This window comes from Fodinibius salicampi, from assembly GCF_039545095.1.
In the GTDB taxonomy this organism is placed as follows: Bacteria; Bacteroidota; Rhodothermia; order Balneolales; family Balneolaceae; genus Fodinibius; species Fodinibius salicampi.
Window position 1 is genome coordinate 232,259 of sequence record NZ_BAABRS010000004.1, and the last position, 18,963, is coordinate 251,221.

Consider the following 18,963-nt stretch of genomic DNA (forward strand, 5'->3'; position numbering starts at 1 on the left):
GTTAATCCTGCTCTTCTTCCTTGGCTTCTTGTTCTTCTTCATTTTCTTCTGTAGGCTGGGGATTCATTTCGTTACGCACCATTTCCTCAATCCGTTCCGTTAACTCAGGATCTGATTCGAGAAATTCAATCGCATTATCTGTTCCCTGGCCAATAGGCTCGCCATCATAACGATACCAGCTGCCTCGTTTTTCGATGATATCGTATTCGACCGCCAGATCGAGAATTTCAGACATGCGGGAAATCCCTTCGCCATACATAATGTTGAATTCTACCACTTTAAAAGGTGGAGCTACCTTGTTTTTGACCACTTTTACCTTAGTACGGTTGCCAACTACCTCATCTCCTTTTTTGAGGGAACCGATACGGCGGATATCCATACGAACAGAAGAGTAAAACTTAAGCGCTCGTCCCCCGGAGGTGGTTTCAGGATTTCCGAACATGACTCCAATTTTTTCCCGGATCTGATTGATAAAAATTACGGATGTTCGTGTTTTATTGATGATACCCGTAATTTTACGCATCGCCTGAGACATCAGGCGGGCCTGCAATCCCATATGCGAGTCGCCCATCTCTCCTTCCAGCTCAGCTCGTGGTACCAGTGCAGCAACAGAATCCACAACAATGGCATCCAAAGCAGCGGAGCGAATAAGTGTTTCGGTTATTTCAAGGGCCTGTTCACCGCTATCGGGCTGCGAGACAAGCAATTCATCGGTATTGATGCCCAGGTTTTTTGCATACCGGGGATCAAAAGCATGCTCGGCATCTACAAAGGCTGCATACCCGCCCGCCTTTTGAGCTTCGGCTACAATATGCATTGCAAGCGTCGTCTTTCCACTTCCTTCCGGACCATAAATTTCAGTAATACGTCCTCGCGGAACTCCTCCCACTCCGAGAGCTTGGTCAAGTAGCAGGGACCCCGTAGAGATGCTGGGAACATCCTGTGCCGCTTCGTCTCCCAGGCGCATAATAGTGCCTTTCCCATGTTGTTTTTCGATTTGGCCGATGGCCATTTCCAGTGCCTTTTCGCGATCGTTATTGTCAGACATAAGTACGTTTCTATAGTTATCTTTTGTTTTTCATCGGTTAATATATCAAATAAAAGTGACAACATAGCGTCATCCCTATCTGTAAAAAATACTGTGAATTAATATATAGACCGGTTCTGCTATATTGGAATAGTTGATTAGTTCGCTGTATTCAAAGTTAACTCCACAAAAATAGCAGGAATGAGTAAGTAAGATCGTTTTAGCAGGTAAATCCTTACAATCTTTTTTAAAAATGTTTAAAAAATGAGCATTTTAATCATTTGGATATCAATATTTTCCAGCTTCTCTTTTAATTTGTATTTAATTTTGACAAATTCCTGCCTCACTATGTATGTAAGTGATGAGGGAGTTCCCCTTTTACTTATGATTGTGTGCTTAACTATAGTTATTTTTCGTTGATATTTGTGATAAATATCACACCTTGTCAGGCGGATAATTATATTAGGCGCAATTTTGCAGAATGTGATAAGAATTGCTTAGATTTGGCATCGAAATTATAAATGAAAAGGTGTTTATGAGTATTTTAATTGCCGACAGTGGCGCAACAAAAACAGAATGGTGTGTAAAGTCGGCAGACGGTAATAAGATTTATAAAACGGAGGGGTTAAATCCTTACTATCATACCACACAAAGTATCAAAGATGTTGTCGAGAATGAACTTCGTGCCAAGCTGGATGATGGCATAGAGATCACGGATGTTCATTTTTATGGGGCCGGTTGTGACAGTGAGGAAAAGAAAGAGAGGGTTGATGCTGCTCTTACTTATAACTTCCCCGATGCAACGCTGCATATATATCACGATCTGTTGGGAGCAGCCCGGGCATGTTTTTTTAATGAGCCGGGGATTGCTTGTATTCTGGGTACGGGCTCTAATTCCTGTCTCTATGATGGGGAGAAGATTATAGAACATATTCCCTCGCTTGCTTTTATTCTTGGGGATGAAGGAAGTGCCGGATATTTTGGCAAAAAGCTCATCAACCAGTATTACCGGTTTGAGCTTCCCGATAACTTGCGCAAAGATCTGGAGGAAAATTATAATATGGATCTGGATCATATTACAAAGGAACTTTATGATGGTTCTCAGAAAAGCCGGTTTATTGCTTCTTACGCTTCATTCCTGGGAGAGCATGAAGACCACCCCCATATTAAAGAGATGCTCTATGAAGGGTTTGAGAATTTTATCACCAGAATTGTGATGAAATATACCAATGCTTCTGACTATGAAGTGTGTTTCATTGGATCGGTAGCACACGGACATAAAGATATGATCAATGGAATTCTGGAAAAGCACGGGATGAAATCGGGTCGTTATATCAGCAAGCCCATGAAACGGCTTATAGAATTTCATTCGCTGTAAAAGTACAGGATATTGTGATTGATACCCACTGCCATCTCTTTCTCGAACAATTTGATGATGATATTGATGAAGTGCTGGAGCGGGCGTATGCCGCAGGCGTGACACATATTCTCATGCCGGCCATCCATTTTGGTTCCCTTTCCCGAATGGATGAGCTGGAACATCCTCACATAGCTTTTTATAAAATGGCCGGTATTCATCCTACCCAAATTAACAAAGGAAAAAAGACGAGCGAGGATGAATTACTGGAATACTGCAGTAGTGAGGATATTGTTGCAGTTGGAGAAACCGGGCTGGATTACTACTGGAGTGATGATTATAAAACGGAACAGCAACGCAGCCTTCGTATCCACTGTAAAGTAGCTAAAGAGTTGGATAAGCCCATTGTATTACATAACAGAGACAGTACAACTGATCTGCTGGATATTATACAAGATGAGCAGGACGGTAGTTTGAGAGGAGTATGGCATTGCTTTAATGGGTCAGTCGAGGAAGGCAGGCGTACGCTTGATTTGGGATTGCACTTGGGGATAGGGGGCATTTTTACCTTTAAAAATGCGGGCGTAGATAAAACCGTAGCACAGCTTCCCCTTGAAAAAATGATGTTGGAAACAGATGCGCCTTATTTGGCTCCTTCTCCCAAAAGAGGGAAACGAAATGAACCGGCCTTTGTCCGTTTTACTGCAGAGCGATTAGCTGAAGTAAAGGAATGTTCCCTGAATGAAGTTCTCCTACAGACGGATCGTACCGCGAAGCAGTTTTTCGACCTTTCATAGTATTAGTCCAATGATTGGAAACCCAGCTTCTTGAGTAACGGATAGTGGTTAAAATAAGCTTCAGGAAGCCTGATATTGTTAAATTCCTGCCGCAACGGGAACTCTGCCCGTAATTTATTAAACAGTTCCCCTCGGTTATCCTGATTGTTCTGTAAGATGCGATGGAGTTTCTCTTCATATTGCCGTATTGGATGCAAATACGTAATTAATTGTTCGATACCTGAAAATGATTCGATGGTATCAGTAATGGTTCGTGGAGAAGGGACATCCGTGTTTTTTGCAGATGGAAGATCGAAATGGCGTATCAGCTCATCCGCTATAAATTTGGAGGCATTTCGTTTCGCCTGAACGGAATATCCGGCAATATGGGGAGTTTTAATATAGCTCTGTCGGGCGGTTTCCAGCTTTAGTTGTGGTTCGTTTTCCCACACATCCAGAATATAATGATGGATTGTCCCTTTCTTATGGGCTTCTATGAGCGCCTTTTCATCCACAACGCCGCCACGGGCCGTGTTTATAATAAGATCGAATGCCCGGCCTTTGAGTTTATCACTATTCAACCAGTGAAAGGTTGGGTAATTGCCACCATGATTTAGTGGAGTATGAAAGCTGAGAATATCAGCTTTTAAAATCATATCCAGTTCCACCGAGTTAAAGTCAGCCTCTCGTTCCGCCCGCGGGGGATCATACCCAAAAGTAGTTATTCCCAGCTTTTGTAGTAGGGTATTAACCTGTCTACCTACATGTCCCATTCCAATAATGCCGACAGAAAACTCATGCAAAGAGTGACCGGTATTATCCGACCAGATAAGCAGGCTGGCGGCTACATATTCGGCAACTGACCGGGCGTTACATCCGGCCGCATCGGCAAAAACAATATCATTTTCACGGAGATACTCCTGGTCTACATGATCGGTACCTGAGGATCCGGTCCCGATGAACGAAAGATTATCCGGAATATCTGCCAGACTCTTTTCATTGATGGAGTTTACAGTGCGTATAAGGAGTGCATGGGCCTTAGACAACTCGCTGGGAAGTCCATTGGCCGGGTCAAATAAATAGAGTTCAACTTGATCGGGGAGGAAATGATCGATCTGATACAAGTACTGATCAGCGAAAACGGATATCATGAATAAAGTTGTTAATTTTTTGGCAAAAACACGTTATTACAATACTTCAAGATAAAGATAAGATATTGGAATATATGAGTTTTAATACGGTATCTCTTATTAAGAAAAAGCGCGATAGGCAATCATTGACGAATGAAGAAATAGCCTATCTTATCAAAGAATATACCGCTGATCGCCTTCCGGACTATCAGATGAGCGCCTTTCTTATGGCTGCTTTTTTAAATGGGCTCGATGAGCATGAAGCGGCTTCTCTTACGGAAGCGATGCTGTATTCTGGTACTGTACTCGATTTAAGTCATGTGGATGGCATTAAGGTCGATAAGCATTCTACCGGTGGTGTGGGCGATAAACTCTCGCTTATTCTGGCACCCATTGTGGCCAGTTACGGGGTGCCGGTCCCTATGATATCGGGGAGGGGACTCGGACATACTGGAGGCACCCTAGATAAGTTGGAATCCATCCCCGGCTTTAAGGTAGATATGACACTCGAGCGATATAAAAAAATACTGCAAAAGTGTGGGATGGTTATGGCAGGCCAGACGGAAGAAGTAGCACCGGCCGATAAGCGCCTATATGCGCTGCGTGATGTGACTGCTACTGTGGAATCCATCCCTCTGATTGCTGGTAGCATTATGAGTAAAAAGCTGGCCGAGGGAATTGATGCGCTGGTACTGGATGTAAAGTTTGGGGCCGGGGCTTTTATGAAGAAGCAGGAGGACGCCCGCAAGCTGGCTCAATCCTTGGTTGCTATCGGAGAAGATTTTGGAAAAAAAACGGTAGCTTATCTGACTAATATGACCCAACCACTTGGATACAAAATTGGCAATTGGCTGGAAGTGGAGGAGTCGATGGAGGCCTTGCAGGGAGAAGGTCCGGAGGATGTTATGGAAATCACGCATATGCTGTCCGGTACTATGATTTGGCTGGGAGGTGAGGCAGAAACGGTTAAAGAGGGTATAGCAATGAGTAAGGAAGCGGTTGCTAATGGACAGGCGTTTGAAAAATGGTTAGAGCTTACCAGGGAGCAGGGAGGAGATACGGAGGTGTTGAAAGACTTTGAAAAATATAACAAAGCAAAATATCATTTTACTATTGAAGCACAAGAGAGCGGTTATGTTAGGAGGCTGGATGCCTACAAGGTTGGGATTGCTTCCCTGGAATTGGGGGCTGGACGTAAAACAAAAGATGATGAAATCGATCCCGCTGCGGGCGTGGTGCTGCAAAAGAAAGTTGGTGGACATCTGAAAAAAGGTGAAACATTAGCTACCGGTTTTACGAACAACAAAGAAAGCATAGAAATTGCAGTGGAAACTTTAGAGGATGCATTCGAGATTAAACAGCAAAAGCCGAGCCCATTAACCATGATTACGCATCGCGTTGATCGAAAGGGGGTGCATCCGATTAAAGATTAATACGATAAAAATTGCAATATCGATAAAATAATCTAACTTTACTTTGTATGTGAATAATTTGTTGAAAAGCAAAATACTCACTTAGGGCAAGGGCAAAATTTAATAAAAGTACAATATTATGTTTAAACGATTCATTCGTGCAATCAAGTCGATATTTGGTGGGTTTGTAAGCTCTATGGAAGATCCCAAGCTTATATTGGAGCAAAACATTCGGGATTTAAATGATCAGATCCCCCAAATGAATGAGAATATTGCCACTGTCAAGGCAAATATGATAATGTTGCAGAAAGAGGTTAAGAAATATGAAAAGCGTATCAATGATTTGACGGCTAAAATAAAGTCGGCCATTAATGCCGATCGTGATGATATAGCAGAAGGATATGCGTTGCAGCTGGAACAGGCAAAGGAAAATCTCTCCTCTTCTAAAGAACAACTCAAGTTCGCTGAGCAAGCCTATGAAAAGGCGTTGAAGGTCAAAAAAGCCTTTGTGAAGGAAAAAGATCGTAAGATACAGGAAGCCAAAGAAGCTTTACGGGCTAATGAGCGGGCTGAATGGCAGGGAAAAGTTGCAGATGCCCTGGAACAGTTTGAGACCGGTGGATTAGATCAGACCCATGATGAAATGTTGAATCGGGTGAATGAGCAAACAGCTAAAAATGAAGCTCGTATGGAGTTGGCACTCGACAGTATTGATACGGATGCTATGGAGATTGAAGCCAATGCTGAAAAGCTTCGGGCCCATGAACTGGTAAAACAGTTTAAGTCGGAGATGGGTAAAACGGAAGTTTCGGAAGAGGAAAAGGAAAAAAGTGTAGGATCTGCTGCTGATAAGCAGATAGAAATTGATGAGGAATCATCTGAAAAAGAATCCGGCAAAACAATTGGGAAAAAAGAACGATCACAATCTTAATGAAAGTTTTTAATTATTAAGGGAAAGCTGAACGTTAAAAGTTTTAGCTTGAGATCAAACAGCCTCGAATAACTAATTTACTGATAAACGAATGAGCAAAATTAACTCTTGACAGAAGGATAAGAAACCGGCAGCCTGTGCTAACTGCTAACTGCTAACTGCTAACTGCTAACTGCTAACTGCTAACTGCTAACTGCTAACTGCTAACTGCTAACTGCTAACTGCTAACTGCTAACTGCTAACTGCTAACTGCTAAAACATGAGCTCTGATAGCCGCGAAGAACGGGAACGTTTAAAGGAGGAGTATAAAGCGCACTACCGCAAGATGCGGGAGACCAAGGAACGTATGTCTCGTCAACAAAAGACGGTCAAAATTGCAGAAGCTCTTCGCGATATGGACAAAAGCCAAATGTTGGAAGCTTTTGACGATTTCTTGTTCTCTGTAAAGCATAAAATAGCATCTGCTGAAGCACGGCTGGATATGGCTATGCAGGACTTAGGGGTTGAAGGAAAGTCAATGGAAACTCAAGAGTTGGATGAACAATTAGACCGAGCAAAGGCCAAGGAAACATTAAAGCAGTTGAAAATGGAGATGGGAATGCTTTACAAGGAAATTGAGGACCAAGCCGGTTCTATAGAAGTGGAAAAAACCATCGGACCCAGTTCTGAATTATCCTCAAAGTCTGATAAGAGTACAACGACCGATAGCAGTGAGGAAGATTAGATACCATTATGAGTGAAGAAGAAACAATTAATTTTACACGCGAAGCTTTTCTCCATCCGATTAATTTGGGGATGCTTCTGGTGGCTGCTATCTCGGCTTTTGCCATGAGTGGTATGGGGTCTGTTGCCAGTCTTACACTAACCATTGCTTTTGGAGTTGAGTTAATGTATCTGGGGATTGTCCCCCGCCTGCCCCGTTTTCGAAAAAACGTAAAGTTTCGAAAACTACACGAAAAAGATGCTACAGATGACAAGACGATTTTTCACGAGCTGGATCGGAAGAGCCAAAAACGGTTTTTGAGTTTGAAGCATCTCACAAAACTCATTAAGGAGAATTTTGATAAACTGCCATATAGTTCACAGGGGTTACTTGAAAATATACGGGATAAGATAGAAGATCTTAGCTCAAACTATCTTAATCTGCTGGATCTGCACAAACGCTATCAGTTGTATATGAATACGTCGGTGGAAGAGCGGCTGAAAGCAGAAGTGGAGAAGGAAGAACGGAAGATGGAGGATATGGATTCTGATCGCTTAAAGGAGACAACGGCACGGAGGGTCGCCATCCTCAGAAAGCGGCTTAAAAAGTTTGAGGTAGCGAAGGAGAATTATCTTATCTGTGAAACTCATATTGAAACTATTGAAGATGCTATCCAATATATTTATGAACAGTCGATGACCATGAGCGATCCGGAAGAAATTGGTCTCCAACTGGATAACCTGTTGGATGAGGTGGAAGAAACGTCACAGCTCATTGATGATATGGATCGTGAAATTTTACCCTTCCATTCAGATATTGGAGGTATCGATTTGGACGCTGAATTCCGCGAAATGGAAAAGGAACAGCAGGAATCGAATGTCAGTTCTTCTAAACGAGTAAAAGAGTAAATTGAATATGAGTGATTCTTACGAAACCATTATCCGGGAAACGGATAAGCATGGTATCGCTACGGTTACGATTAACCGCCCCCAAAAGTTAAATGCCCTGAACAGTAAAGTTCTGGATGAGATAAAAGAAGTTTTTGATAGCCTTAAAAAGGATGACCGGGTATCGGCGGTTATAGTGACCGGTGCGGGAGACAAAGCCTTTGTAGCAGGTGCGGATATTAAAGAGCTCCGTGACCTCAATAAGAATACTGGAGAAGAGGCTTCCCGCAAAGGGCAGCAGATATTTCAGAAAATTGAGAATAGCCGAAAGCCGGTAGTGGCTGCAGTGAACGGTTATGCCTTGGGCGGTGGAGCCGAACTGGCGATGGCCTGCCATTTACGAGTAGCAGGGAGTAATGCTGTATTTGGCTTGCCGGAAGTTGGATTGGGACTTATTCCCGGTTATGGAGGTACCCAAAGACTATCCCGGATTGTTGGGCGCGCCAAAGCGCTTGAAATGATTTTAACTGGCAAACAAATTGATACAGAACAAGCACGGCAAATAGGGCTGGTCAATTCAGTAGCGGAAGAAAATCCCGTAGAAGAAGCACGGAAGCTTATTCAGCAAATACTTTCCAAAGGACCGTTGGCCGTCCAAAAAGCAATTGAGGCTGTTTTTACCTCCGATAAAAACGAAAGTTATCGTACAGAAGCCGCATTATTTGGTGAGCTCTGTGAAACAGAAGATTTTATGGAGGGAACCGCTGCTTTTCTGGAGAAGCGTAAACCCGATTTTAAAGGTAAATAGCTGAATTTTTGAATTGAGGCATAACAAGCTTTTTTAAAATGTAGTTCTGGTCGTATCTTTAGATGAATTACCAGATTCTAAACATACCTTAAGTAAATCAGATATTATCTAATCAATTTTTTTAAATGACAGAGCTGTTTTTAATTCTTATAACGGTTTTAATTAGCGCATTTTTTTCCGGTTCTGAAATGGCATTTGTAAGTGCCAACCGATTAAAACTTGAAATTGCTTCCCGTAACAATAGCTGGACCAGCAAAACGGTCAGTCAGTTTGTACGCAGTCCCCAAACTTTTCTAAGTACAACGCTGGTTGGTAATAATATCGCCAATGTGCTATACGGTACATTGATGGCTATTTTCCTGGTCACCCCCCTGACAAATTTTTATCAGAGCTGGATAGGGACAACTCCCTCCGTAACCTTTATTCTTATCATGCAGACGGTTATAGCGTCGGCGGTTATTATGATATTTGGTGAAATTCTGCCCAAAGTGTTATTTCGAACTCATGCCGATTGGTGGATGCGTATTATAGCCATTCCCCAGCAAATATTTTATTATCTCTTTAGACCTCTTATATCGGTTGCTAATGGGGCGTCCAAAATTGTAATTCGTATGGTACAGCCGGGAAGTGTATCATCCGATCAGCTTTTTAGTCGTCAGGATGTAGAAATGATTTTTCAGGAATTGCGAGACCAGGGAGGAGAAGATTTGGATAAGGAGGATTCAGAGATTCTCCATAACGTCTTGGAGCTTTCCAATATGAGGGTAAGAGAGTCTATGATCCCCCGTACTGACATTGTGGCCGTGGAAAAGAATAGTAGTATTGAAGAAACCCTCAAGATTTTTATCTCTTCCGGCTATTCTAAGCTACCCGTTTATCAGGAAAGTATAGATGATATTATAGGTGTTATTTTTGCTTACGATTTATTTAGCAATCCACGGAATCTATCTGAAATTATACGTCCGGTTAAACTGGTACCGGTTTCTCAACGCTCAAAGGATCTGCTTTCCGAATTCCAGAAAACGAATATTTCGGTAGCTATTGTGATAGATGAATATGGGGGGACGGCTGGGATGGTGACCATTGAAGATCTGCTGGAAGAGGTAGTTGGGGATATACAGGATGAATATGACACAGAAGACTATTTCATGAAGAAAATCTCTGAAAATACCTATATCCTGAGTGGAGGTATTGAAATTGAAGATCTGCTGGAGAAGTATCCGGAGATAAATTTGTTGGAAAATACCGATGAATATGAGACGGTGGCCGGCTACATTATTAATGAATTAGGACGTATTCCCAAAGTAAATGAGGAGCTGATGATTGGCAACAACAAAGTAATTATCAGTAAGGCTACACCAAGCCGTATTGAGACGGTAAAGCTGGTAATGATGGAATAATGCACAGAGAACAGTACAACTGTGGTCAGGGAAAAGTTTTAAGTGTTAAGCTATAAGGTTGAAAGTTACAGGTTTAATGTTGAAGCTTTTTCCTCAGCTAAAGCAACCACCGAATAACCAATTAACTTATATCAAATAATCAAAAGTTAATTCTTGGTACTGAGAGATAAAATCAACAGCCTCCGCTAACCGCTAACCGCTAACCGCTAACCGCTAACCGCTAACCGCTAACCGCTAACCGCTAACCGCTAACTGAATGTTTAACCATTATCCCGAATGGGCGCAGGAATTTGCCCAAAAATATCTGAGTCGTACGATAAACCAGTTTATACTACACGGAAATGTGCACGATTTGGTTCCGTTAGACCGAGAGAATAATAATTTTGTTCGATTGAAGACTTTTTTATCAGAAGAGTTTTTTGGGGCACGGGACTACGTCATTTTCTACGACCGTTCTTCAGGTATTTACTTTAGAGATGGAGAATCAAAAAAAGACTTTAACCGTGCGTTGTCGGGACGTGATTCACTGATGGGCACCGATTATGCGAATAAGCTTCCAAAGGATCCGGTTCGTGTATTTTCACTGTTGGAGCAGTATTTTCGCCTGCGTATTGATGACAAAAAGAGTATCGCACTTATTATTGATTATGCGGAAACTATTGTACCAATGAACGAGGCTGGGTCTACGGGTTCCGAAGACCGTACCTCTATGGTATATTTATCTCGTTGGGCGCATGATCCCATGTTTTTAGCCGCGGATTTTACAACGGTACTGCTAACTGAGAACCTGGCTGACCTGAATAAGACATTGGTTCAAAATCCCTATACTAACGAGCTCAAAATAAATATTCCTGATGAAAAGCAGCGGAAGAATTTTATCCACTTTGAAGTGGGAGAAGATAAGTTCGGGGGACTGTCAAATGTATCAGCCGAAGTGGTAGCCCAACAGACGGCAGGGCTGAATTTCATCAATATCCGAAGCATTCTTTCCAATGCCCGTGAAAATAAGGAAACTATAACCCACCACCGCCTTTCAGAAGCCAAAAAAGAGCTCATTGAAGCCGAAGCCTACGGCTTGTTGGAGTTTGTGGAAACCCATTACACGCTTGACGACGTAGCGGGACATACTAAAGTGAAGGAGCATCTTCGGCATGCTGTGCAAGCCTTGAAAAATGGTCGGCGCGATGTACTTCCAATGGGATACCTCGTATGCGGCCCTGTAGGAACGGGTAAAACATTTTTAGTGAATTGTTTTGCGAGTGAGGTGGGGATCCCCATGGTGAAGCTCAAAAACTTTCGGAGTCAATGGCAGGGGGTAACCGAAGGTAATCTGGAAAAAATACTGGGATTGCTTAAAGCTATGGCGCCCGTAGCCGTAATGATTGATGAGGCTGATGCGTATCTGGGAGACCGTGATGCAAGTGGAGACAGCGGAGTATCCAGCCGGGTTTTTTCTCAAATTGCTACCTTTATGAGCGATACGCGTAACAGAGGACGCATACTTTGGTTCCTGATGACGGCCCGACCTGATTTGATGCCGGTAGATCTCAAGAGACAAGGTAGGGCAGAGGAGCACTTGGCACTATTTCCGCCCCACACCAAAGAGGAACGTGTGGAACTGTTCAAAGTTATGAAGAACAAAACGGGACTGGAACTTACCGAAGAATATGTACCGAAAACTATTGAGCAGGGGCTTAAGTCTTTCTCGGGTGCAGATATGGAAGCAGCGCTTACCCGGGCTAAATTTCGAGCCGCCGCTCAGGGAATGGGGAAAGTAACCCCTGAAATACTGGATATTGCTCTAAACGATTTTCTTCCGCCTACCTATCCGGAGGAAATAGAACTACAGACCCTTAGCGCGGTTATTGAGTGCACCTCTAAAGAGTTACTCCCCGAACGCTATCAGGAAATGGATCGTGGTGATATTCTTGAAAAAATCGAGGATTTAAAACTGAGAATCGGCTAAAAAGTATAGGTATTTACCTCTAAAAGCCCGTCAGAATTAAATCTGACGGGCTTTTTTTGTTTCCTAAGCTTTTTTTAATAGTTGTTAACTAAAATATTCAACCAAATAGTTGAAATTTATAGTTAGATGATTTAGATTACCTTCAGAATGTTAAACCAAAGATTCTATTATGAGCGAAAATAAATCAGGAACAGAGGAACAAATTTTTGAAGCGGCCAGCCGGGTTTTCCAGCGAAAAGGATATGCTGGCGCCCGGATGCAGGAGATTGCTGATGAGGCAGACATTAATAAATCGATGCTCCATTATTATTACCGCAATAAAGACAAGCTTTTCCAGAAAGTTTACCAAAGGGAAGTGAGTCGCTTTTTCCCGGTAATATTCAAGGTGCTCAGCTCCAAAGATCCACTTGATGAAAAATTAGAACGACTTATTGATACTTATTACGGCTTCCTGAATGATAATCCCAAGATGGCCCAATTCATCATTTATGAGATGAATCAAAATCCCGATCGGTTTCGGAGCTTTATCAAAGAAAAGGGTATTCATCCACCGGCTGAATTTACGCGGCAAATCAAAGAGGCGATCAATGAAGAGCGAATGGATGCCGTAGATCCTACGCAATTATTGATAAGTATTGTAGGTATTATCCTCTTTCCCTATATCGCCAGAACGATGGTTGAGGTGTTTTTTGAATACGATGAAAAGCAGTTTTTGAAATTTCTCAAAGAGAGAAAGCCCTTTTTGGTGGATTTTATTCTGAGTGGAATTAATTATACAAGACCATGACTTTTTTAACGATTGCCATTTTTTTTGTTTTATCATTTTTTGGATCAGTACAACCAGATTCGATAAGTCTGGACTACTGCTATCAGCAGGCATATGAACATTATCCCACCGCTAAGAATGTTGAACTCCAGAAGAAGATTACGGAGCTCAATGTCCATATCGCAAACACCGGTTACTTCCCGGATATCACGATAAATGGACAAGCCACTTACCAGTCGGAAGTGACTGAGATAGGATTGTCCGGTGGGGGAGGTCTGCCGAGCATCAGTAAAGATCAATACGAGGGGTCGGTTGATGTAACCCAGACGATTTTTAACGGCGGAGCGGTGGAAATCCAAAAGGAGCTGGAGAGAGCCAAAGGAGAGCAACAAATGCACGCTACGGAAGTGAACTTGCAACAAATACGCTCCCAGATCGACCAGGTCTATTTCGGTATTCTGCTTTCTCAGCAACAAGCGAAAACCATTAATTTGTTGATTGAAAACCTGGAAGAACAGTTATCTGCTGTACGCTCACAGGTAGAAAATGGAGTACTTCTTCCCAGCCAGCAACATATTCTTAAAGCAGAACTAATCAGCGCGCGCCAGGATTCCATAGATAATCATTCAAATATAAAGGCCGGATACGAGGTCTTAAGTGAGATTATCGGAGAGGAAATTATTCCTAAAGCAAAGTTGGTGCTACCGAAAGAGCAGCCTGGCTACCAATCCCTTCATCCCCAGCGTGCAGAGTTAAATTTATTTGAAAGCAGGCGACAGACACTTGAACAGCAGAGAAAATTAGTTCGAACCAAACAAATGCCATCACTTGCCGCATTTGGAACGGCGGCATATGGACGTCCCGGACTCAATTTCCTGAATGATGACTTCCACGATTACTATATAGCTGGCGTGAAGGTACGATGGAACGTGTGGGATTTTTTTAATGCCGATCGGGAGCAGCAGATTTTAAAGATCGAACAGCAAAAGATAGATCATGAGCAGCGTGCATTTCAGCGTCAGCTCAATGCTTCGCTTGATCGTATTAGCGAGCATATTGGATCCATAAAGGAAAATATGAAGCGGGACCGGGAGATTATTGAACTTCGCCAACAAGTGGTGAAGGAAAGTGCCAGTCAGCTTAAAAACGGGGTGATTACAGCTACGGAGTATGTTATGGAGCTGACCCGTGCAAATCAGGCGCGCCTTTCACTTTATATCAACAGGGTGCGTTTGTCGCAGGCAAAGGTAGAATATTTGACAACATTGGGAATACCTGCTGATGGTATTCGATAAGGTTGAAGGTAAAGCTTATTTGTGATATGCGATAACGAACAACAGGTTATAAAAATAAAAGGTGCAACGTGCCCCGCTTTTGGCAAAGTAAGAAGCACGCGCACCTTCAATCATTAATCGGGTTCATCGGCCAAAAGGCAGATGTCCCAGCATTCCAAATTACGGAGGTTTATTATGCAAATCAATCAGTTAAAATATCTTGGACTTTTTACTGCTACTCTTTTAGCAACACTGCTTTTTGTCAGTTCAACAGTCAATGCACAGAGGATTAAGAGCGCGCCATTAAGCTGGGGATTAAAGGGAGGAGTTAACTTGGCTACTCTCTATGGTGATGATGTTAATGATACCGAGATTGCAACGGGATTCAATGGGGGCTTATTCTTTAGCTATGCATTTAGTCCTCGTCTGTCCCTCCAGCCCGAGATGCTTTTTAGCATGAAGGGAGCAGAATTAGATAATAGTGTTTCAGGGCAAGAGACTACTACTGATTATGAGTTAGGTTATCTGGAAGTACCAGTATTATTCAAATATCATCTGGTAACTGGTAATACTTTGCATCCAAATATTCTTGTCGGCCCTGCAATTGGATTTAAACTATATGGTAATGCAAACGATCGCGACATCGATGATGAAATACAGGATGCAGAATTTGGACTGACGTTTGGTGGGGGGCTTGATGCAGAGGTAGCTTCATCTCCAACTGATTTTATCCAAACTGTAGGATTAGATCTGCGTTATACATTGGGGCTTACCGATGTGTTTGATATAGCTGGAGATCCGGAGGCAAAAAACAGGGTATTCACTATTGCACTGGCCGTAGGTTTTTAGGTCAATAAATTTACTAACCTGTCTGATGGCGGATAGCGCTGTCAAGCAGACTCTTATAAAAAGATACAAAATCAGGTTACCATGTTTTTGATCAACTTACGACAGGATGGAGTCAAAGGAAATACTTTTTCCCGGTTTGAGCAGATATCTTACTTAGACGAAGATATGAAACTGCACTCGATGACGGACGATGATTTAATGCAGCAGGTAGCACAAAAAAATATTTTAGTGCTTATCCATGGTTTCAATAATACTACCCATCATATTCAGTCAGTCTTTAAAAAGATAGAACAACAATATCGCATATTTTTTAACTCGGAATACGATGCTATTATCGGATATGTATGGCCAGGGGGAGAATCAGAGTTTAATTACTTTAAGTCCAAACGAAATGCCCGTAGGGCCGGTCGGCAATTGCGCCATTGGATTAATCGATTCAGTAAAGCAAAATGTACTATCGATGTAATTGGTCATAGTATGGCAACTATTGTGGGATACCATGCCTTGAAGACTAACAAAAAGATGAGAATCCGGAATGTGTTTTCGTTCGGAGCTGCAGTATCTCAAAATATTTTTCTAAAAGAGAGTACAGAGCAAATAATACAGAAAATGGATAGCCTTTATTTGTTCCATACGGAAAATGATGACATTCTTAAATACTGGTTTCGCTTGGTAGAATGGCAGGATGCGGTGGGCTATTCCGGATTACAGAACCAAACCGAAGTAGTCTCGCATTTGGAGAAACTTACCATCGTTGATTGCAGCGAGGTAATCTCAAATCATACCGAATACTGGAATTCCAGAGTTGTTTTTGAATTTATTGGAAAGACTCTTTCGGGAAAACAATACCCCAGAAAATACAAGCTTTTGCCGGGGTTCCACACGGTATTCGATAAGGTTTTCGGTGATTCTAAAAAACGATTGTCCACAGCATGAAGGGAAGAAGTCAGGAATTAAAATCTGAGTTATAACAATAAAAACATGTTACATATAAATAGATTATCACAGGTTACAATAGTAAGGCACGTAGTCGGCAAGCTGCATTGGTTCTTTTATACAGTACCGCTGTTAGTTCTGCTTGCGGGCTGCGCTTCCGAAGAAAAATCGGATACTTACGGGCAATTTGAAGCGACAGAAACTTCCATTTCTTCTGAGGTGCCGGGCAAACTAATAAAGTACACCATTAACGAAGGGGATCGCCTTGACCAGAATACGCAGGTTGGCCAGGTGGATACCACGCGCCTGTCACTGCAGAAGAAAGAATTAAGATCACAATTAGAATCAGTCCGTTCTAAAATTGAAAATATAGATGCGCAGGTTGCAGTCCAGCAAGAAGAATTAGCCCTGGCCCGGACCAACTTGAAGCGAACGGAAGCTCTGCACGAAGATGGCGCTGCTACCGAACAGCAGCTGGATGATACCCGAACCAAGGTACAGACTATGGAGAAAAGGATTCGAGCTCTCCAAACCGAAAAACAATCCATCCGGGCTGAAATGGAGACTATCCGAACGCGTATTGAACAGGTGGAGGATCAGATTGACGATGCCCTGATAATGAATCCGGTAAACGGAACGGTACTTACCTCTTTTGTGGAGACCTATGAAATGATCCGGCAAGGCCAGCCGCTTTATGAAATTGCCAATTTGGATACGTTGGAGCTTCGGGTTTATATCAGTGGAGCACAATTACCTTCTGTGAAGCTTGGACAGCGAGTTGAAGTATTAGTTGATAAAAACGCTGAGGAAAATCAGGCAATGGAGGGAAAAGTAAGCTGGATTGCATCTGAAGCAGAGTTTACTCCCAAAATGATCCAAACCAAGGAGGAACGGGTAACACAGGTATATGCCGTGAAAGTTCGAGTACCTAATCCCAATGGTATTTTAAAAATAGGGATGCCCGGAGAAGTGAATTTTGAATAGCATTATATTATGAAACCATTAGTCATTGAACATATCACAAAAAGTTATGGAAAGGTCCAGGCTCTGAAGGATGTTTCCTTCGAAGTAGAGAGGGGAGAACTTTTCGGCTTTATCGGTCCCGACGGAGCGGGAAAGACCTCTCTGTTTCGTATTCTGACGACGTTAATAAAACCCGATTCTGGTACGGCCACAGTTTTAGGAATGGATGTGATAGAAGACTATCGTTCCATTCGTCCCAAGCTTGGATACATGCCCGGACAGTTTGCGCTGTACCAGGATTTAAGCGTGCGGGAGAATATGAATTTCTTTGCCTCGGTCTTTGGTACCACACTGGAAGAAAATTACGATTTGGTAGCTCCGATTTATAGTCAGCTCGAAAAGTTTGAAGACCGATTGGCTGGTGCCCTATCCGGTGGAATGAAACAGAAGCTGGCGTTAAGTTGCGCGCTTATCCATAAGCCGGAGCTACTCGTGTTGGACGAACCCACAACGGGAGTGGATGCGGTATCACGACAGGAATTCTGGGAGATGCTCCAGCGGCTGAATGCTGAGGGTATTACCGTAATTGCTTCAACACCTTATATGGATGAAGCCGAGCAGTGCGATCGAGTCGCACTCATTGACGAAGGGAAAATTCTTCAGATTGACACCCCGGCGAAGGTCGTTCAATCATTTAATAAACCAATTTTGGCCGTCAAAGCCACCAGCATGTATTGGCTTATCAAAGAGCTTCGCAGCTACCAGTGGAGTCATTCCGTACAGCCATTCGGAGAGTACGTACACTACACCGACCAGAGGGAAGTACCAAATGCTGATGAACTGAAGGCCTACTTGTCGGATGCCGGTTTGTCCGGAATTAGCATAAAACCAACATCGCCCGATATTGAAGACAGTTTTATAGCACTCATGCAAAATAGAAACATCCATGAATAACACGATACCCGCGATTAAGACACAGAATCTGACCCGGAAGTTTGGCGACTTTTTTGCGGTGGATAATATCAGCTTTGAAGTAAGCAGGGGAGAAATATTTGGATTCTTGGGAGCCAATGGAGCAGGTAAAACTACGGCTATACGAATGCTTATTGGATTATTAACGCCGACATCCGGGGAAGCTACTGTTGCAGGTTATGATGTGTTTACCGAAGCTGAAGCTATCAAGAAAAGAATAGGATATATGAGCCAAAAATTTTCTCTTTATGCCGATCTGACCGTTTGGGAAAATATTCGGCTGTACGGAGGTATTTATGGACTACCGATGGAGATCGTAAAAGCAAAAGCAGATGATTTGCTGGAAACCCTTCAGCTCAGTGATGCACGCGATAAACGTATTGGCTCATTGCCATTGGGGTGGAAACAGAAGCTGGCGTTTTCAGTTGCGGTACTGCATGAACCGGATATTGTTTTTTTGGATGAACCGACGGGAGGCGTCGACCCAATTACCCGGCGCCAATTTTGGGAGCAGATATATGAAGTTACGGAAAAAGGAACCACCGTTTTTGTAACTACCCATTATATGGATGAAGCAGAATACTGTGACCGCGTTTCCATCATGGTTGACGGCGTTATAGAAGCGTTGGATACGCCCTCAGGATTAAAAGAGGAATTTAAAGCTGACGATATTGAAGAGGTCTTTATAGAGCTGGCCCGTGGCGCTGATCGCAGTGAACAGTGAACAGTTAGTCAGTAAACAGGTAACAGTAATACAAATTATTATGCATAATGTATCCTGTAAAATATGTAATTAACGATTTCAA

At 42.7% G+C, this 18,963-nt stretch carries 18 protein-coding genes; 16 read left to right on the plus strand and 2 right to left on the minus strand.

Annotated features, from left to right (window positions below):
• Window position 1: 1 nt before the first annotated feature.
• On the minus strand, window positions 2–1,048 hold the full coding sequence (gene recA, locus ABEB05_RS14580; protein ID WP_265791136.1) for a recombinase RecA: 1,047 nt from the start codon (window positions 1,046–1,048) through the stop codon (window positions 2–4).
• 514 nt (window positions 1,049–1,562) lie between these two features.
• Between recA and ABEB05_RS14585 the strand changes: the two genes are divergently transcribed.
• Complete coding sequence (locus ABEB05_RS14585) at window positions 1,563–2,405, plus strand: hypothetical protein (RefSeq protein WP_265791134.1); 843 nt, start codon at window positions 1,563–1,565, stop codon at window positions 2,403–2,405.
• Window positions 2,406–2,419: 14 nt separating this feature from the next.
• Window positions 2,420–3,181 carry a TatD family hydrolase gene (locus ABEB05_RS14590; protein WP_265791132.1) on the plus strand — a complete coding sequence of 254 codons (762 nt, stop codon included), beginning with the start codon at window positions 2,420–2,422 and terminating at the stop codon, window positions 3,179–3,181.
• Between the two features lie 2 nt (window positions 3,182–3,183).
• Here the strand turns inward: ABEB05_RS14590 and ABEB05_RS14595 are convergent, their stop codons facing one another.
• Window positions 3,184–4,311: a 4-phosphoerythronate dehydrogenase gene (locus tag ABEB05_RS14595; RefSeq protein ID WP_265791130.1), complete on the minus strand. Its 1,128-nt coding sequence runs from the start codon at window positions 4,309–4,311 to the stop codon at window positions 3,184–3,186.
• A 74-nt stretch (window positions 4,312–4,385) separates the two neighbouring features.
• Between ABEB05_RS14595 and ABEB05_RS14600 the strand changes: the two genes are divergently transcribed.
• The 14 genes from ABEB05_RS14600 to ABEB05_RS14665 all read left to right on the plus strand — a co-directional run bounded on the left by ABEB05_RS14600 (window position 4,386) and on the right by ABEB05_RS14665 (window position 18,881).
• Entirely contained in the window at window positions 4,386–5,723 is a 1,338-nt protein-coding gene (locus tag ABEB05_RS14600) for a thymidine phosphorylase (RefSeq protein ID WP_265791128.1), read from the plus strand.
• A 118-nt stretch (window positions 5,724–5,841) separates the two neighbouring features.
• Window positions 5,842–6,633 (plus strand): PspA/IM30 family protein, encoded by a 792-nt coding sequence (locus ABEB05_RS14605; protein ID WP_265791127.1) that lies wholly within the window; start codon window positions 5,842–5,844, stop codon window positions 6,631–6,633.
• Window positions 6,634–6,892: 259 nt separating this feature from the next.
• Entirely contained in the window at window positions 6,893–7,357 is a 465-nt protein-coding gene (locus tag ABEB05_RS14610) for a hypothetical protein (protein WP_265791125.1), read from the plus strand.
• 8 nt (window positions 7,358–7,365) lie between these two features.
• Window positions 7,366–8,244: a hypothetical protein gene (locus ABEB05_RS14615; RefSeq protein WP_265791124.1), complete on the plus strand. Its 879-nt coding sequence runs from the start codon at window positions 7,366–7,368 to the stop codon at window positions 8,242–8,244.
• Window positions 8,245–8,251: 7 nt separating this feature from the next.
• Window positions 8,252–9,031 (plus strand): enoyl-CoA hydratase/isomerase family protein, encoded by a 780-nt coding sequence (locus ABEB05_RS14620; protein ID WP_265791122.1) that lies wholly within the window; start codon window positions 8,252–8,254, stop codon window positions 9,029–9,031.
• A 125-nt stretch (window positions 9,032–9,156) separates the two neighbouring features.
• On the plus strand, window positions 9,157–10,431 hold the full coding sequence (locus tag ABEB05_RS14625) for a hemolysin family protein (protein WP_265791120.1): 1,275 nt from the start codon (window positions 9,157–9,159) through the stop codon (window positions 10,429–10,431).
• A 256-nt stretch (window positions 10,432–10,687) separates the two neighbouring features.
• Complete coding sequence (locus tag ABEB05_RS14630) at window positions 10,688–12,397, plus strand: ATP-binding protein (RefSeq protein WP_265791119.1); 1,710 nt, start codon at window positions 10,688–10,690, stop codon at window positions 12,395–12,397.
• A gap of 169 nt (window positions 12,398–12,566) precedes the next feature.
• Window positions 12,567–13,184 (plus strand): TetR/AcrR family transcriptional regulator, encoded by a 618-nt coding sequence (locus ABEB05_RS14635; RefSeq protein WP_265791118.1) that lies wholly within the window; start codon window positions 12,567–12,569, stop codon window positions 13,182–13,184.
• A complete protein-coding gene (locus tag ABEB05_RS14640) occupies window positions 13,181–14,458 on the plus strand; it encodes a TolC family protein (RefSeq protein ID WP_265791117.1) in 1,278 nt (425 codons plus the stop codon). The genes ABEB05_RS14635 and ABEB05_RS14640 overlap by 4 nt, the downstream gene beginning before the upstream one ends.
• 174 nt (window positions 14,459–14,632) lie before the next feature.
• Complete coding sequence (locus ABEB05_RS14645) at window positions 14,633–15,286, plus strand: porin family protein (protein WP_265791116.1); 654 nt, start codon at window positions 14,633–14,635, stop codon at window positions 15,284–15,286.
• 81 nt (window positions 15,287–15,367) lie between these two features.
• Window positions 15,368–16,222 carry a DUF726 domain-containing protein gene (locus ABEB05_RS14650; RefSeq protein WP_265791115.1) on the plus strand — a complete coding sequence of 285 codons (855 nt, stop codon included), beginning with the start codon at window positions 15,368–15,370 and terminating at the stop codon, window positions 16,220–16,222.
• 45 nt (window positions 16,223–16,267) lie between these two features.
• Window positions 16,268–17,206, plus strand: coding sequence for an HlyD family secretion protein (locus ABEB05_RS14655; protein ID WP_265791114.1), 939 nt, complete (start codon window positions 16,268–16,270; stop codon window positions 17,204–17,206).
• Between the two features lie 9 nt (window positions 17,207–17,215).
• Window positions 17,216–18,139 (plus strand): ABC transporter ATP-binding protein, encoded by a 924-nt coding sequence (locus tag ABEB05_RS14660; protein ID WP_265791113.1) that lies wholly within the window; start codon window positions 17,216–17,218, stop codon window positions 18,137–18,139.
• On the plus strand, window positions 18,132–18,881 hold the full coding sequence (locus ABEB05_RS14665) for an ABC transporter ATP-binding protein (protein ID WP_265791112.1): 750 nt from the start codon (window positions 18,132–18,134) through the stop codon (window positions 18,879–18,881). The genes ABEB05_RS14660 and ABEB05_RS14665 overlap by 8 nt, the downstream gene beginning before the upstream one ends.
• Window positions 18,882–18,963: the final 82 nt, after the last annotated feature.